Consider the following 17376-nt stretch of genomic DNA (forward strand, 5'->3'; position numbering starts at 1 on the left):
GTATATTAGTTGGAAAGAAAAAAATTTGCAATAGAGGGATTACTAACAATAATTGCTACTTTATTTTTAGGTGCCATTGGAGTAACTAGTGCCAGTTTAGTGGCAAAGTTAGTCGTATTTACAATTATGACTATTCTCATTCTTTACATTTCTCGTTTAGAAATTTTGAACCCTATTTTTTGGTTTACTACAATTATGTTTCTGTACGGAATTCCAAACAGCATGGTAAGGATAATATTTTATGGTATTTCAAGAGATAGTAGCTTAACTGATATTGATTTATCTATGATTGCTATGTTGTCTTTTTTTATAGCCTTCTATATATGTAGTTTTCTATTTAAGAATAAACCGTTAGAGAATGTCTTTTCTCGAATAGTAATTTCAAAGGCTACCATAGATGTTTCTTTCACTATAGTAGTTATCTTAAATATTCTATTTTTGTTTTATCTAAATATATTTAATATTGACTCAAAATTAGAATTAATGAACACAGGAATAATTTACAGTATTTATACTAATCTGAATATTTTTTATTACTTTTTGATTGGTTTCTACTTTAGTTACCGCCTTAAACTCAATAAGAAATTTCTTGTTAAATTTTCTTTAATTATGGTGCTGAATTTTTTTGTTTATTATAATACTGGAGAAAGAGATGTAATAATTTTTCCAGCTATAACAATGTTTTTCTTGTTAAGTGCAAAGTATTTTAAACATATTAAAGTAATGTTTTTTATCCCAACTCTTGCAGTCGGTGTTATATCTTTACCTCTTTTGCTTAATCTTGGTGTGAGAAATACAGGTGGTGGGGATTTTTTAAATTTCGATAACTTCTTTTATCGAATATTTTCTTCTGAACTTATTAGTGCTTCAAAAAATATTGGTCTAGTTGTACAAGATTCTACTTTTGTTCCTTTGGGTTTGATTATTCCTTTTAGTATTTTTGTTAATTCTTTTATTGATATTCCTTTATTCCCCTCTATCTTAAATTTCCATGGAGTTTCTTGGTTCACTGAGCGGTATTATAGCAATTTACCTGAGGGTGCGGGAGCGGGATTTTCGTTGATAGTAGAGGGTTATATTTTCGCGGGGATAAGTGGAGTAGTTATATGGTTCTTATTTATTGCCATACTATTACTTATAATGTTTAGGGCCACTTATAATAACACTACAATGTTATGTATTTATACTGTTATGGTTCCAATTATTATGTACTCTATTCGAGGAAGTTTAGAAACAATTTTTATTTACTTAGTTAGAATAATCATAATTTGTTTTATACTCTTTACTATTGATCAAATATTTTTTAAAAAAACAAACAAAAATAAGGTATGACGCTGGGGGAAAACGAGGGATATCTTTGAAAAAAATAGCTTTTCTGTTAATGGCTTTAACAGTGACATCGAAAATTTTTGGATTTTCTAGAGATATTGTTCTGTCTTATTTTTATGGCACTTCTAGTGTGAGTGATGCTTATCTTATTGCTATGACCATTCCAGTGACAATATTCTCTTTTATAGGAATAGCAATTACTACCAGTTATGTCCCCGTTTATATACAAATCTTGAAAGAAAAAAGCAACAATGAAGCAAATCAGTATACAAGTAATTTAATTAACATCCTCATGTTGTTATCCTTGTTTATTACGATTTCTGTTCTGATTTTTGCTGAACCTATCGTTTTGCTTTTTGCTTTTGGATTTGAGGAAGAAACGCTTAGTATTGCTGTTTTATTTACTAAAATCTGTATAGTTTCGATATTTCTTTTTACTCCAGTTTACGTTTTTAATGCTTTTTTACAAGCAAAAAACAAATTTTATTCGAGCGTATTAGTAGGGATACCGCTTAATCTCATTTCTATTGTAGCGATATATCTTAGTTCCACTGTCAACCTTCTGCTTTTACCAATAGGATCAGTAATTGCAATTGGCTCTCAGCTGCTATTTTTGTACCCAACTATAAAGAAAAACAAATTTAAATATAAGTTTGTATTAAATTTAAGAGATAAATACTTGAGTAAAGTCGTCTATCTATCTATCCCCGTTATTTTAGGTACATCTCTCAATCAAATTAATATGTTGGTGGACCGCACTCTTGCTTCCCAAATAGTTGTAGGAGGTATTTCTGCTTTAACATATGCAAATAAATTAAATTTGTTTATTCAAGGAATATTCGTTATGTCTTTAGTAACTGTTTTATATCCCAGCATTTCAAGAATGGTATCTGAAGGTAGAATTAATGATTTGAAAGATTCGCTCAAAGAATACATAGTTATCATGTGTATTTTGATACTTCCCATTTCAGTTGCTACTATGGTTTTTTCAGAAGAAATTATTACTATCCTTTTTGGAAGAGGAGCTTTTGATATAAAGGCTATTGAATTAACCGAAACAGCCCTATTTTTCTATGCCATTGGAATTGCAAGCTTTGGGTTGCGGGAGCTTTTATCCAGAGTTTTCTACTCCTTTCAAGACACTAAAAGTCCAATGATTAATGCGTCTATTGGAATAATTCTTAATGTCATCTTAAATATTATTCTTTCAAAATTTTTGGGTATAGGCGGACTAGCTTTAGCAACTTCTATTTCTGGAATTGTCACAACTTCGTTAATGTTTATTTCATTAAGGAAGAAAATAGGTTCTTTTATGATTAAGGATATCTTGTGGACCTCTTTGAAGGTTATCATATCTTCATGTTTTGCAGTTGGAATTAGTAGATTACTTTTCGAATCTTTAATTGTTAAACTAGATTTTAATTTGGCCGTTTCTCTAACTCTTGCTTTATTTGTAGGAATACTTATTTATCTAGTAACGATATTTTTATTTCGAATAAAAGAGTTTCATGTCATAGTCAACATAATAACCGCTAGATTCTGGCCAAAAACCATCTAGTTTTCTTCTTAAGCTATATCTCAAAGAAAGAGTCGTTAAATCATACTCTGAAAATTTTGTGATGAAGAGTCAACAATGCTAACTATTTCTGTTAACAAGTTCGGTAAGTTAGTATACTGCTTGTATTTTAAATTACTTCAATATAAAAATAATTGAAAGTACTAATAGCTTAACATCAAATGGAGGGATGGATATTATGAAACGAATATTAGTCACAGGCGTTGCAGGGTTTATCGGATCCCATCTTTCCCAACGGCTTTTGAAAGAAGGATATCGAGTTATAGGAATCGATAATTTAAATGATTATTATGAAGTGAGTTTGAAAGAAGCACGCCTCAAGCTGATCCAGAACCACGAGAATTTCGAATTTAAAAAAGTGGCGCTTGAAGATAAAAAAGCGATGGAAGAGCTTTTCTCCACGTATAATCCGGAAGTCGTGATCAATCTGGCGGCACAGGCCGGCGTCCGGTACAGTCTTGAAAACCCTCATGCGTACATTAATGCCAACATACTCGGATTCACAAATATTCTGGAAGGCTCACGCCATCATAACATTGAACACTTGATTTATGCTTCGTCCAGTTCCGTTTATGGCGCTAATACAAGCCTTCCATTCTCGGTACATGACAACGTCGATCACCCGATGAGCTTGTACGCTGCCACGAAAAAAGCCAATGAATTAATGGCTCATACATATAGTCAGCTCTATAATATCCCGACAACCGGACTTCGTTTCTTCACAGTTTATGGGCCGTGGGGCAGACCGGATATGGCGCTGTTCATGTTTACGAAGAACATCATCGAAGGGAAAGCGATCAATGTCTTCAACAACGGGGAGATGATGCGTGATTTCACATTTGTTGACGATATTGTGGAATCGATCACCCGTCTCGTCCCGAAGCCGGCGCAGCCGAGCCCCGAGTGGTCAGGTGATAGCCCTGATCCAGGCACGAGTTACGCGCCATATAAGATTTATAATATCGGAAACAATAGTCCAGTGAATCTTATGGATTTTATTGAAGCAATTGAAGAAAAAGTTGGCAAGAAAGCTATCAAAAATTATATGCCGCTGCAGGCTGGAGATGTGCCCGCTACTTATGCAGATGTGGAAGACCTGTATCGGGATATTGATTTTCAGCCAAAAACGGATATTAAAGAAGGCGTCGGAAAATTCATCGACTGGTATGTCGACTACTATGGAGTGAAATTATAATGGACAGAAAAATTGGTGTTGTGGGGCTCGGATATGTCGGATTACCCGTAGCCGTTGCATTTGGTAAAGAACATAACATTATTGGATTTGATATTAACGAGCACCGGATTTCGACGTTAAAGGCCGGCGCTGACTATACGAACGAAATCACGGATGAAGATCTTCAGGAAGCATCGATTGAATTCACGTCCGATGCCTCCCGTTTAGCCCAAACGGATTTTATTATCGTAGCCGTTCCGACACCGATTAATGAGCATAACCAGCCAGATCTGACACCGCTAGTTAAAGCATCAGAAACGGTCGGCAGGAACTTATCCAAAGGGACAATCGTTGTATTCGAATCCACAGTTTACCCGGGAGCGACGGAAGAAGTTTGTGTGCCGATCCTGGAAAAAATGTCCGGACTGACATGTGGCGAAGATTTCTTCGTCGGCTACTCGCCTGAACGGATTAATCCGGGTGATAAAGAGCATACGTTTACGACGATTACGAAAGTCGTATCCGGGCAGACGCCGGAAGTGCTGGATATCGTAGCGGATACGTACGCGAGCGTTGTGAAGGCGGGCGTGTATAAAGCGAGTTCGATTAAAGTTGCAGAAGCTGCAAAGGTTATCGAAAACACGCAGCGTGATGTCAATATCGCGCTGATGAACGAACTCGCGCTCATCTTTGACCGGCTCGATATCGATACGGCAGAAGTGTTGGCAGCAGCGGGTACGAAGTGGAACTTCCTGAAATTCTCCCCCGGCCTCGTCGGCGGTCACTGTATCGGCGTCGATCCATACTATTTAACACATAAAGCACAGGCTGTCGGTTATCAGCCGGACGTCATACTGGCCGGCCGTCGCATCAATGATGATCTAGGAAAATACATAGCCCGTACACTCGTCAAAAAGCTTATCAAGCAAGGCGTCGGTGTACAGGGAGCGAAAGTGACAGTGCTTGGCTTGACGTTCAAAGAGAACGTGCCGGATTTGCGCAATTCAAAGGTGATTGACGTCATCAATGAACTGAAGGAATACGACGTGGATGTGCAGGTGACGGATCCGGAAGCTGATCCTGCTGAAGCGATGAAGGAATATGGAGTGACTCTTCTTGATTCATCGGAATTAGAACCAGCAGACGCGGTGGTGCTGGCTGTACCGCATCGGGAATACTTGGAGAGCGGGTGGGATTTTGTAAAGGGGCTGCTGAATGACAAAAAGGGAATAGTTGTTGATATAAAGAGCTCCTTAGACAAAAAAGAGGCTCCAATGTCTGTTGATGTTTGGAGGCTCTAATATACAAAACCATTTCCGGAAAGGCAGATCGAACGGGTTGTATCCTAAAATGGTGGTTGGCGACGGAGCAAATAAGCCGATTGCGGGAGTGGTGGTTGCACCAAGTTGAACCAGGAGGGTTCACAGGCGGAAAGTTAGTATTCGACCGGTTCCCTCAATCGATTGCGTCGGAGAAAGAGCGACGACTCATTCGTTTTAAGAACCAGCGGTTCTTATGCTGCAATCGCAGATCACCTTCGTCTCATCCCGTTTGTGTAGGAAACCTCGTTATCCGGAAGCTCGTGATGAATCTTCACGCACTGTCAGAACAGGAACTGTCGATTGGCGCAGCACCGCTCGTCGCCGTCCTCCATCTGGAGTTTCCGTGAGCCGTTCACTTTGTAATCCTCTTTCTCGCAACGGGGACATACCACTCGTTCTGCACATTTAATTGAAAACACCGGTCAAGTTGTTTTCAACTTCCCTGTAATCTGATGCGGTGAGCATATATTTAAGAGGGACGTCTTCAGTACAGTCACGGTCATGGCTATACTGAAGACGTCTTTTTCCTTTCTTCAGGGTCACTGTGAGCATTATAGCTATCAATTCTCGGACAGGTAATACTTCGAATAATTTGTCATCATGTAGAAGCATTAACAGCTTGCATGATTTCTATTGTAAACTATTAATAGAAAGGGTTTCATATTGCAGTCCATTTTTGTTGAATGATCTCTTCTTTTTCTACTTGATTCATTTACGCGAGATATTTTACGCTCTCAATTTAATTTGTAAAGGAAGATTTTGATGACAAAAGCAAATGCTTCTTTAAATCTAAAAGATATTATTAATTACGTTAAAGGTGAAAACGGTACCAGTAAAGTAGAGCTATTAACAAGTGCGACAGTGACAGCTTTAATGATTGCGAATCCAACGGTAGGGGCAACAGCATCAGCAGCATATACCTTGCAAGGCTCGAGCGTTTCAGCTCAAGTAAAAAGATTATTTGGTGTTTTAGATAACAAGAGAAAAGAGAATCAAGCAATTGAAGTATATGAAAGATGTACATTTACTGAAGTTTTGCTGTCTAGACTCGCTGTTAAGGAAGTAATATTGAAGAATCTAAATAGCAGAGATAGACTGTTCGCTCAATGGCGGCTAATTAGAACTATTGAGGAAGAACAGCAAAAGGAAATTAGCCGGTTGGATGAAGAGCGAGAAAGTGAGTTTTTATATGCTTACGTACGTAGAAAATCTTTTAGCAAAGAAAATTATTGGAATGAGTTACTCGATAGCATTATTTTCAGAGTAATTGATGTGTATCCAGATGAAATTCTAAATTTCAAAGAGCAAATGTTAAATGAAGTAGAAAGTACCTACAAAGCATTTGAAAATCAAGTTTCTTACGAATCTCAATTGTTTAAAAATTATATTCATAGGGCAATGAGTGAAAAAAGCATCGAAAAGATAATAGAAAAGCTTAACGAGCAAGTGGAATTTATGCACTCCTACGGAAATATGTATCAAACAATAGATGAGGTTGACCAGTGGTTGAAAGCAAGTACTGATCCATCGATTAGTTTAAACTTTTTTAATTATGAAGAAAAAGCGTTTGAAGAACAGTTTATTCAACAACTTAGCAATGATGTCATTTATTTAAAAGGAAAAACTCGTGAAGAAGTAGCCTTTTATATCCTTTTTATTATCAAAAACCAAGTAAAGAATCGTGAACAGGATACGTATATTATTAATAAAAAGGAAAATTGGGATGCAATTAAAGGTAAATGTGAGGGTAAGATTTTAATCCCGAATTTTCATGCTTCAGTTGTAGAGACCATACCGAATAACACGAATATTATTATTTATAGTGAAGAAGACTATATTGGTAACAAGCAGCCGATTGAATTAAATAAGAGAATACTAAGCAATATGAGCAATATGCTACAGGACGAAGTGGAAGATTTAGCTTTAGCAAATAGAATTGTTGATAAATCCAATGGTCTTTATACTACTTTTAAGAGAATGGTATTCAAAGGGAAAATGGGTCACCCGAAGTGGGAAGAAAACACTGATGTATCTTTCATTCCTGCGTTATTAACTGGAAGCTGGACAGAATCGAATTCGTTAATGGACACAAACCTACTTAGTGAAATAGCTCAGTCATCCTACAAGGAATATAAACAATCGATAAGTAATATGGTAGGAGGGGAAGACCCATTTCTTTTAGTGCATAAAAATTACCAGGACAAGATTTATAAATTAGCTAACGTGGAGGAAGCTTGGGAAATAATCTTTCCATCTATAACACCAAAGGCGATCGCAGTTTTTAAAGAGGCGGTAGTGGAAGCATTGACAAATGTTGCTCCGGTGTATCATTTACAAGTAGAAGAACACTACAAGGGAAGCATCCTAAACAAAGGATCTGAGTATTCTGAGCGCATTAAAAAGGGGATGATAAGGTCTTTAATCATGCTAGCTAATATGGACGGTAGAGACAATTACATGGATATTCACTCAACACAAAATTGGGTAGATGCGTTGCTGATAGAAGTACTTGATCAAATCGACTCGCAAGCGAAGTGGTACGCTATTTCTGAATTTTTGCCAATGATTGCTGAAGCTTCTCCTAAAGCCGTGCTGAATGCACTGGAACGAGAAGCATCTGATTCAGAATCTCCAATATGGCAGTTGTTTGAAAAAAACAGCAATGGTTTTTGGGGAAGGAACTATTACACACATATCCTATGGGCATTAGAAAAATTAATGTGTTTGGAAGAAACAGCTCTACGGGCAATAAAAATAGTGGCTTTACTAGCAGAAAGAGAAGTTGAATATTCCATCAGTAACAGTCCGATGTCGACTTTACACCATGCGCTATGTGCATGGATGCATGATATTAATATTTCAGTTACTGAAAAAATAGAGATAACAGATTATCTAGTTAAGAGAAGTAAAATCGGTTGGGGACTCCTGGAGCTAATACTACCAGATAGAACACCTCGACAAGTGATGATGAAGATAAATGAACCTCAGTATAGATATTTTAAAATGAATTATAAGTTAACTCAAAGGAAAGAAATTAAAGACACTTATAAAGCATATACTGAAATCGCAATACGAGAAGCTAAAGATGATCTTAGTAAATGGGAAATTATTTTTAATAAATTTTGTTTCTTTGAGCTGGGACTGACAGATGGTGTGGTGGCTGGTGTAACCAAAGCAATTGGTCGTTGTGACTCAGATAAATCGAAATATATGTTTAAAGAAAAAGTTCGCGAATTATTGCACCGCCATCGCTTCTACTGTGAATCAGAGTGGGCTGTTAAAGAAGAATATCTATCTCGAATAGAAGAGGAAGTATTTAGTGCTATTCATTTTGAAAATAACCTCTTCGATTTTCTGCATTTGTTTACGGCTGACAGACTAATTTCAATACATCCAACACCTTACAAAGAGAAGCGGCACGATTATAGTAAAGAAAGACAAGACTTAGGACAAATGCGAAGTGAGGCTCTCGAAGCAATATTCGCAGATCCAAACATAACAGTTATTGATTTGTTAACGATGTTAAACGCCGAGCATCGAAATGGGCGCAGAGCAATCGGTCAGATTATAGCAAGTGAACTCGATAGATACATTCTGAATTCTGTATTTGTAGATGAACTATTAGAGGAGAACGAAGGGGAAGTTTTACTTGCTTACATTCAAACGATTTATGATAGAGAAGGACTCCAAATAATTTCAGAGGTCTTAAAAAAAATTGAAGATAGTTTGGAACTAAAAGTTGAATTATTAAAAATAGCTGAAGTGAGTGAAGAATTGCTAACATTGATAGCGAGCTGCGATCAAATGGTTGCCAAGTTATATTGGGAAACCTTCTCTCCCTATACAGAGGTGGAGGATGAAACAGTACGTTTAATTACTTGGGATAAATTATTGGAAAACAAAAATTACTCAGCAGCGATTGTTCTGCTTGATAACTACTATTTCGAGGACTTCCCTAAACATGTTGATTTGTTGACAAATATACTAGAAAATCCTGGAGATTATAATGTTAATTATGATCGGTATCATGTACAACGAGCTTTTCAACGTATTTACGAGATGAATGGTATAGCCCCAGAACAAGAAACACAAATACGCCAATTGGAGTGGGCTTATTTTCATCTCTTGAAAGATGAAATAAAACCTAAATATCTACTACAAGAATTAAAGACAAATCCCGTCTTCATGGCAGAAATGATCCACTTCGCTTTTAAATCCTCAGATGAGTTAGAGGAACCGAGGGAACTGACTGAGAACGAAAAAGCCCTAGCACAACAGGCATATAGCATCTTGTTTGAATTGAAGTTTTGCCCTTGTGTGGACGAAGAGAATGAACTCTCTTTAGAGGAACTTAAGCGTTGGACCAGCAAGTATTTAGAAAAAATTGATGAAAATAAGCAGACAACCATTGGTATACAACAACTCGGAGAATCTTTTGCTCACTCACCGACAGGTAGCGATGGACATTTCCCTCATGAAGCTGTACGAGAAGTATTCGAGAACCATTACTCTGAACACCTTCACCGAGGATTTATTATTGGAGTAAATAATAGCCGTGGAATCTATACGATAACAAACGGAAAAGAGGAAGATCAATTGGCTACCGAGTACGAGAGGCACGCTCGGGCTATGAGAGTAGAATACCCGCACATGGCGAGTACATTAAAGGCAATATCGGATGATTATAAGAGGCAATCCGAAGTGGATAGAGAGAGGGCAACTCATGACTTATAGAGGGAGCGCTTTAACATTCGAGAGAGGAAAAAGGATAGGTGGAGGCGGAAACGGCACAGTGTATGAAATATCTTGTGAACCACCTTCGGATATCCCCTTAGTAGCAAAATTCCTTAAGCATTCTTCTAGGGATTTTGGAAAGAAGTACACCCGGTTCCAGTATGAAGTTAGAACCATGAGGCAACTTAGCCAGCACTATTCAGGACTATTACCAGTCATTGATCACTATTTACCTCACCGGACGCCCCGCCGAAATAATCCTGCTTGGTTTGTTATGCCTTTTGGAATGCGGTTAAAAGATCACGTCTTTGGTCGCCAATTAAACGTAAAGGAAAAAATGAACGTTATTAAGAATATAGGGCAGATTCTTAGCCATGTCCATAGCGAAGGCTATTCACATCGGGACATAAAGCTTGATAATTTATTGATATATAGAGAGGAAATTGTGTTAAGTGATTTTGGACTCGTGGGTCATCAAGATTACGACCGCTTAACAGGAATAAATGAGCGAGTAGGACCTTGGAATACAATTGCACCAGAGATGCAGAGAATGGCATATGAGATAAGAGATGCTCGTCCCGCAGATGTATATTCTTTTGCAAAACTGATCTGGATTATCTTAATGGAAGATGAAGATTGCTTTGAGGGACAATATGGCAAAGAGAAAATTTTCGGACTGAAATGTGAACAATTTGATGTTGCATCAATTGAGCGTATTGACCAACTACTAGTGGAATCAACTGATGATGATGTGGGAAAGCGACCTATGATCGATGAAGCGATGGATTTTATCAATCAGTGGGAGCAAATCATTTCGGATGAAAAATTACTGAAGCAGGAACAGCGATCTATTGCTGCTCAAACTATAAGGCGAACATTAATACCTGAAAGGTCAATATTTACGGAATTTGGTTCAATACTGGATATTATGAAAAGGGTTACGGGTCTCTATACATTTAAGAGCCTGCAATTTGAAAATTTATCGCCTGAGACTTGCAAGCGTTCAGTTATACCTGGTTGTGTGGAAATCAGTGATAGCAGGAGTGTATACATTTTAAAACCAAGGGAAATTTCAATGGAAACAAGAGCTGATACAAGTGTATACTACATCCTGAAAATCGAAGATATTTCAGATCAAGAGATTCAGGCGTCCCAAGAGGCAGTAGTAAGACCAAAAGAAATTACTGTATTAGACATATTGGCAAATACAGTAGAATTTAAAGCACCGAAAATTGTTCTGCATGCAGAGGAGCGTGTGATACTTGAAAGTACTGAAAAAATGTAAGTATCAGTTAAAAAGAATTCCTGCAGCAGGTGTGTTGATTATCCACAAAAACCCATAAATAAACGACAAAAAGGAATCTCTTCTTGTAGAATGTAAGTATGACCAAACAAATCAAGAAGAGGTATCCCTTTCGAAAAAGAATACCGTATTTCTGGGTTTGCTTCAAAAGCTGTTTCCAAATGCTGAACTGCAGAAGCTCCAGCAGGAGATCGGCTATATCATTGTTGCGTCCCTGTGACAGGAACAATTCAGTTTATTCACTACAATTGCATATAGGAGCAGCCACCCTCAGCAAAATCAAGTGGCTTCGAGGATGGCTTCTGTATTTTTATCAGGAAAAAGAAGTAGTCATAATTGAACGGAACACAGGGGCGGAAAGGAAAAAAGGAAAGAGAAAAGAACCGAGCCGCCCGTGTTACATCACCGGCGGCTCCATCTCTTCTTCGTGCGGATCTTCCTCTGCTACTTGTTTATAGGCCAGACAGTACTGGCAATATGCTTCATTTGTCTTCTCAAAAGGCGGCGGCAGCAAGTCCTTCAGCAACTCCCGATCGAGAAACGGGGGAGCGGGTTTTTCCGCGTCCCAGTACAGCGGGAAGGAACTGTACGGATAATCCTTCAAGTGTTCGACCATCGGCACTTTCGTCTCGATCGGGTTCCGGTGGATGTAGCTGCTCACCACGAGCAGGCCGAGGCGCGAGTCCACTTCTTTCGCAAAAAAGCGTTTCTGGTAGATCCGGCCGATGTGGTGATGCCGTTTCGCATAGGAATCGCTGTAGCGCCGGTTGACGAGCGCCATGATCTTATGGAGCGGCGCGCCGTCCGCTTTGATCAGAAGGTGAAAGTGGTTCGTCATGAAACAGAAAGCGAGCATCGTGAACGGATGGCGGTGGTGCACATGGAGAAAAGCCCGGCGCAGTTCGAACATGTCCTCTTTTGTCCGGAAAATCGGCTGCCGGTTGTTGCCGCGCATGATGACATGGTAATAGGAATTCGGATTGAACGCACGTTTCCTTGTCAACTCATTCACCGCGCCAGCGCGCCGTGGACGCGTCCGGCCTGGAGCTTCCACTGCAGCGCTTCCTCGACTGCCGGGTCTGTCACCCGTTCCGTTCCTTCCAGATCCGCGATCGTCCGGGCTAGCCGCATGATTTTTAACGAAGCCCGGCTGCTCAGTTTTTCCTGGAAGGAGATATCGGCGACTTTCTTCCGCTGAGCTTCCGTGAAGCCAGCCCGTTCCTCGAACAGTTTCACCGGCACGATCGCATTCGTCGTGTTCATCCCGTAGCGCACCCGCTGCCGTTCGCGGGCGGATGTGACCCGTTCCCGTATCGCTTCGGAAGTCTCGGCAGCTGATTGCGCCAGGACGCTTTGGCTTTTCAGGCCCAGCACAAAATCCATCCGGTCGATGATCGGTCCGGTAATCTTCTGCATGTATTTCAGCCGTGCGTTATCGCTGCACGTGCAGTACCGTTCACTCGATCCGTAATAGCCGCACGGACATGGGTTCGTTGCCGCAATCAGATTGATCGCGGCCGGGAACTGATCGGAGCCTTCCACCCGGTTGATGACAGCGAAACCGGATTCGAGCGGCTGCCGCAGCGTATCGATGACCCGGCGCGGGAAATGACCGAGCTCATCCAGAAACAGCACACCGCGATGAGCCAGCGACAATTCGCCGGGTTTTGGATGCCGTCCGCCGCCGATGATCGCCCCTTCGGATGACGAGTGATGCGGACTGCGGAACGGCGGCCGTCCGGACAGGCTCCGGGCTTGCTTGGCAAGCTGGTAAATGCTGTATACTTCCAGCAGTTCCTCATGCGTCATGTCGGGCAGGATGGTATGAAACGCATTGGCGAGCAGACTTTTGCCGCAGCCCGGCGGACCGGTCATGAGCACATGATGGCCGCCTGCTGCGGCAAGCGTGAGTGCGCGCTTCGCTTCTTCGTGTCCGCGGATGGCTGAAAAGCAGGCATGCGGAACGCTGTCCGTTTCTTCCGGTATTGGATCAGGTGGTAAGAGGATGACATCGTCTGTAAACAGGGAGGGCTTGCCTTCCAGATGGGCAAGCAATGAAGGCATATCCGGCATGCGGATCAATTCGATATCCGCAGCTTTCGCAAAAAGGGAAATGTCAATCGGTGGGATGTAGATCTTCTTGAAACCGAGCAGAATCGCCTGGTGAATCGTCGGAATCATGCTGTGGAACGTGGTCAGCTGGCCGTCGAGTGTCAGTGCGGCGATCACACAAGTCGTCTCAGGGATGACGGCCGGCTTTTTTGCCATGGCCTGCAGGACGGCCAGCAGCATCGCGGCATCATACGATGTGCCTTGCTTCCGTATGTCCGCAGGTGACAAATGAATCGTGATCTTCTTCATGTCGATGTCTTCATTCAAGGCATGCAGGCAGTTCAGGATCCGCTCTTTCGACTCTTTTATCGAAGCATCAGGAAGTCCGATGATTACGCACTGTTCCTTGTCGTCGCGGACCGTCGCCTCCACTTTGATTACCTGGCCTTTCAAGCCATGCATGCCGACACTGTATACATAATTCGCTATAGCTATCCCTTCTTTCTGATTTAGTGAACTGCTCTTTCAGTTTACGGCAAGGAGCAGGAGTTGTCGAAACATTTTTAACAATGGAGCCCTGTCCGGGAACAGGCAGGAAGTCATGATTAAACCGTGCAAGGGGACAGATTCGGAATCCAATTGTTTTTCAGGACGCCTTGATTTATTGTAAAGGAAAGAAAGAAAACGGAAAATGAAAGAGGTGGCGGTATGGCAAGTTGCCAAGTGTGTGAGAGTGAAGAGCCGTATATACATTTTGGGGAAGAGCACCTTTGTTTGAATTGCTTCAATGGAAAAATGACTGAAGAGCTCGGAGTGGAGGCCGAAAGCTATCCCGAGGAAGTGGTGCTTCGGGATGGAGAAGGAAAATCCCATCGGTTTCGTCTGAGAAAGCGGTTGGATCCGATCGGCATCATCATGGAAGCCGAAGAACTGACAGCGGGTGGATACCAGTTCACGCTTCACGGCGAACTGGGCGCAGATCAAGGGGAACTGCTGCTGCAATTGATCGCCAAAACTGAGCGCGGCATGAGAGAGAAGTATGTAAAGCAGGGGCGGTTTCCCAAGGGCCAGCCCTATTCCACACTGCAAAACGACCGGCTGGCTGGAAGAATTGAATGGAACCCGTCAGAAGAGGGTGTTCCGCTGCTCGCCGTAGATGGGGAATCCTATAGGTGGGGAGAGATTGGCAGAATGCTGATGACTTATGAGGGCTTTACGGTAAAGATTGAAACCTTGGATCCGTCCGAGGAAGTGATATGGGAGGAAGAGGAGTAACAGAAGAGAGAGAAATCATGTCCGAAATTATGCCACTGTGTTGAAAACAGTTCATAATACATACTCAAGATAAAGCGGAAAAGCAGTAATCAGACGGTACAAGCGCCACTGGCTACTGCTTTTGTGCTTTTTTAAGGAAAGTGAAAATCATCATCGTGTCTACAGAGGGGGATTGACCACTGTAGCTGCACACCTGGAAGCGGGAGCTGGAAGACGATGGAATGGAGCTTAAAGGGGAAGTGCAGGCGGTTGGCATTTCAATGGAGAAGAGCTGGAGGAGTTGGCGGTAAGGGGGAATCATTCTGAGTAGCTTTTATGTAACTTGGAAAAGGGATAGTAGAGAAAAGGGGCCATGACGTCCTGCTTTTCGGCTCGATAAACTGGCCGATCGGCAGAACTGTCATATCTGCTTCTCTCTTCAATAAAAGCATAATTTATTAATTATCGCCAGCTCCTTTCTAGGGAAGGAGCTGGCGATAAATGGCTGACCGTGTAATCCGTGGCAATGCATCACTTGCGATTCTTGATGTAAAAGTACAGTAAGGTTTTCAACTCTTTGAGTCTTTCCCAAACCGCTTTGAGGTCATAGAAATTCATATCGGCTAATAAAGAACCGAGCAAATACAAAATTAATTCTTTCATTTTAACTACCGCCTCTCAATGTATTTTTAAGAGCGGCAGCCATTTATCTTTTGTTGCTTTATACCAGTTTAGATTTCGATGAATAACAGTTCAAGCAAAAAGATTGATTTTGTGTAACAAAACACAAGAACCTAAAAAAGGTTCAAAAGCCTTGAATGACAAGGTTTTTTTGCATAACTTACTAATTAAATTGAGATTTTGTTTGAATCCTATAAAATATAATTTATTATTTAAAAATAGAAATTGGTGGTGCTGGGTTATGATGGTTCGAAGCTTTGTTAGATTAAGAATTTCTTTAGTTCAGTAGTGCTATGAAGGTCATCCAGCCATCGTATTCTATGGATATTCCGTTTAAAGCTAAACTGAATCTGAGCTGACAATTATAGAAAAGAGGAAAAGAAGAGAAAGATGGCGATTCTTAAATCAGAATCGCCATCTTTCTTGCAGTAAAGCAAAATGTATTAATTAGCAAAGTTGAATTTCAAGAATCCAAGAGATTGTTGAAAGTATTTTTGTAATTCCCATTCAGAAATTAAGGGGTATTCTATCATGATGCTTATTTATGCTCTCTTAAGCCGGTCGTCATTTATTGCTTCCTGACTCGCTTGTAGAAGTTTTTCTAATTCTTGGATGTCTATACCCCTTGCATAAAGAGTATCAGGGTCCAAATGCATTTCCCCTGGCCAAGCCACCGTACCTGCGTCTGAATCAATGTATACTTTATTAAAGAAATTTCTGTCGTGAAGTTTCTCTAATATACCGGTCATTGAGGGTTTAATATCAACAAATTTTTTGACCCCATTATCGAACTCACAAAGAAGCCACCCATTATAATCAAGCAAAACTGCTTGTACTATTTCTCGCATGTTATTGCCTCCCTTCGGTTGTTGGAGCTATATCATTAGGTGCTTTTCCTGCCCGGCACTGATCCCAAGCAACAAGTAACTCACGACGGTGCAAATCAAGCCACTTCTTTAACTGTCGTTCTTTGCTTCTAGGAAGAGAAGGATCATCGTTTAAATAGTTACCAGTTGCGATTTCAATCCGGGTTTTATCTTGGCCGCGCACATGGAAATGAGGCGGATCGTGATCATCATAATAGTGATAAATTTTCATTCCTGCAAATTCCGAAACTTTAGGCAATCCTAGCACCTCGCAATGGAATTTCCATACTCGCCATGTTTTCCTTTGTATTTCATTATATCATTACCTGTATAGTCCGCCTTAAAATGAAACCGTCCTCAATGGAATCAGCCGATTTCGGGGCGGCTTCTGTGCGTTTAAAGACGTTCTGTGCCGGGTTACGGAGCAAACTATGTGATAATGAGTTTATTGAAAAATAAAACAAGAAAGGTGATGGGAAATGGATGTACGGTTCCCGATCGGGAAATTGCAGGTTCCGGAAAATGCAGGATTAGCGGATGTCCGGGAATGGCTGAAGGAAATCGACACATACACCGACCGGCTGAGGGAGACTGTCGGCTCATTAAGTGACGAGGAATTAAGTAAGACGTACCGCGAGGGCAGCTGGACGGTTCGTCAGCTTGTTCATCACATTGCAGATTCCCAGCTGAACATGTATCAGCGGCTGAAATTGGCGTTGACGGATGAAAATCCGACAGTGCCGGCTTTTGATCAGGAGAAGTGGGCGGTTCTGACGGATACGGAGCTGCCGGTAGAAAGTTCTGTGAAGATGCTGGAAGGGGTAAATGAACGGGTAGTCCGTTTGGGAAGCAGCTTAACTGACGAACAGCTGGACCGGGCTTTTACACACGAGAAAAATGGAGAGATAACAGTCGCCACAAAAGTTGCCAAGTTAGCCTGGCATGAAGAGCACCACTTGGCCCACATAAAAATCGCGCTGTCGAAGTAGCGGAAGAAGGTTTTTGGACAGTTGTGGTGAAAATGACGGGGAACGGAATGTGATTGCTTTCGGGGTCGCCGAACTTGATTCGACTAGTTTAATAGC

Annotated in this window: 12 protein-coding genes; 8 read left to right on the forward strand and 4 right to left on the reverse strand. The window is 41.0% G+C overall.

Going from position 1 to position 17376, the window contains the following annotated elements; all coding sequences use genetic code 11:
* Nucleotides 1–9: 9 nt before the first annotated feature.
* From CCE92_RS08330 to CCE92_RS08355, 6 genes are all read left to right on the forward strand, one after another.
* A complete protein-coding gene (locus CCE92_RS08330) occupies nucleotides 10–1332 on the forward strand; it encodes an O-antigen polymerase (RefSeq protein WP_088007061.1) in 1323 nt (440 codons plus the stop codon).
* 25 nt (nucleotides 1333–1357) lie between these two features.
* Complete coding sequence (gene murJ, locus CCE92_RS08335) at nucleotides 1358–2887, forward strand: murein biosynthesis integral membrane protein MurJ (protein ID WP_088007062.1); 1530 nt, start codon at nucleotides 1358–1360, stop codon at nucleotides 2885–2887.
* Between the two features lie 196 nt (nucleotides 2888–3083).
* A complete protein-coding gene (locus CCE92_RS08340) occupies nucleotides 3084–4100 on the forward strand; it encodes an NAD-dependent epimerase (RefSeq protein ID WP_088007063.1) in 1017 nt (338 codons plus the stop codon).
* Entirely contained in the window at nucleotides 4100–5380 is a 1281-nt protein-coding gene (locus CCE92_RS08345) for a nucleotide sugar dehydrogenase (protein ID WP_088007064.1), read from the forward strand. The genes CCE92_RS08340 and CCE92_RS08345 overlap by 1 nt, the downstream gene beginning before the upstream one ends.
* 783 nt (nucleotides 5381–6163) lie before the next feature.
* Nucleotides 6164–10135 (forward strand): hypothetical protein, encoded by a 3972-nt coding sequence (locus CCE92_RS08350; RefSeq protein ID WP_088007065.1) that lies wholly within the window; start codon nucleotides 6164–6166, stop codon nucleotides 10133–10135.
* Complete coding sequence (locus tag CCE92_RS08355; protein WP_162287841.1) at nucleotides 10125–11420, forward strand: protein kinase domain-containing protein; 1296 nt, start codon at nucleotides 10125–10127, stop codon at nucleotides 11418–11420. The genes CCE92_RS08350 and CCE92_RS08355 overlap by 11 nt, the downstream gene beginning before the upstream one ends.
* Before the next feature lie 415 nt (nucleotides 11421–11835).
* On the opposite strand, the gene CCE92_RS08365 is transcribed toward CCE92_RS08355, so the two are convergent.
* Both CCE92_RS08365 and CCE92_RS08370 read right to left on the reverse strand, forming a co-directional pair.
* Complete coding sequence (locus tag CCE92_RS08365; RefSeq protein ID WP_241535929.1) at nucleotides 11836–12450, reverse strand: transposase; 615 nt, start codon at nucleotides 12448–12450, stop codon at nucleotides 11836–11838.
* On the reverse strand, nucleotides 12447–13985 hold the full coding sequence (locus CCE92_RS08370) for a YifB family Mg chelatase-like AAA ATPase (protein ID WP_338152468.1): 1539 nt from the start codon (nucleotides 13983–13985) through the stop codon (nucleotides 12447–12449). Before CCE92_RS08370 ends, CCE92_RS08365 begins: the two co-directional genes overlap by 4 nt.
* Nucleotides 13986–14198: 213 nt before the next feature.
* Here CCE92_RS08370 and CCE92_RS08375 point away from each other — a divergent pair, with 213 nt between their 5' ends.
* The gene (locus CCE92_RS08375) at nucleotides 14199–14765 is read left to right on the forward strand and encodes a DUF7686 domain-containing protein (RefSeq protein WP_088007069.1); all 567 of its coding nucleotides are present in this window, start codon (nucleotides 14199–14201) and stop codon (nucleotides 14763–14765) included.
* A 1202-nt stretch (nucleotides 14766–15967) separates the two neighbouring features.
* On the opposite strand, the gene CCE92_RS08380 is transcribed toward CCE92_RS08375, so the two are convergent.
* Complete coding sequence (locus CCE92_RS08380) at nucleotides 15968–16273, reverse strand: DUF2442 domain-containing protein (protein ID WP_088007070.1); 306 nt, start codon at nucleotides 16271–16273, stop codon at nucleotides 15968–15970.
* A 1-nt stretch (nucleotide 16274) separates the two neighbouring features.
* Nucleotides 16275–16550, reverse strand: coding sequence for a DUF4160 domain-containing protein (locus tag CCE92_RS08385; protein WP_144390993.1), 276 nt, complete (start codon nucleotides 16548–16550; stop codon nucleotides 16275–16277).
* A gap of 220 nt (nucleotides 16551–16770) precedes the next feature.
* Here CCE92_RS08385 and CCE92_RS08390 point away from each other — a divergent pair, with 220 nt between their 5' ends.
* Nucleotides 16771–17280 carry a YfiT family bacillithiol transferase gene (locus CCE92_RS08390; protein ID WP_088007072.1) on the forward strand — a complete coding sequence of 170 codons (510 nt, stop codon included), beginning with the start codon at nucleotides 16771–16773 and terminating at the stop codon, nucleotides 17278–17280.
* Nucleotides 17281–17376: the final 96 nt, after the last annotated feature.

It is taken from the genome of Indiicoccus explosivorum (assembly GCF_002167005.1).
Classification (GTDB): Bacteria; Bacillota; Bacilli; order Bacillales_A; family Planococcaceae; genus Indiicoccus; species Indiicoccus explosivorum.

Coding starts and splice junctions, on each gene's coding strand:
- CCE92_RS08380 (WP_088007070.1), bottom strand. CDS start 16,273: ATGCGAGAAATAGTACAAGCAGTTTTGCTTGATTATAATGGGTGGCTT.
- CCE92_RS08375 (WP_088007069.1), top strand. CDS start 14,199: ATGGCAAGTTGCCAAGTGTGTGAGAGTGAAGAGCCGTATATACATTTT.
- CCE92_RS08390 (WP_088007072.1), top strand. CDS start 16,771: ATGGATGTACGGTTCCCGATCGGGAAATTGCAGGTTCCGGAAAATGCA.
- CCE92_RS08350 (WP_088007065.1), top strand. CDS start 6,164: ATGACAAAAGCAAATGCTTCTTTAAATCTAAAAGATATTATTAATTAC.
- CCE92_RS08340 (WP_088007063.1), top strand. CDS start 3,084: ATGAAACGAATATTAGTCACAGGCGTTGCAGGGTTTATCGGATCCCAT.
- CCE92_RS08355 (WP_162287841.1), top strand. CDS start 10,125: ATGACTTATAGAGGGAGCGCTTTAACATTCGAGAGAGGAAAAAGGATA.
- CCE92_RS08345 (WP_088007064.1), top strand. CDS start 4,100: ATGGACAGAAAAATTGGTGTTGTGGGGCTCGGATATGTCGGATTACCC.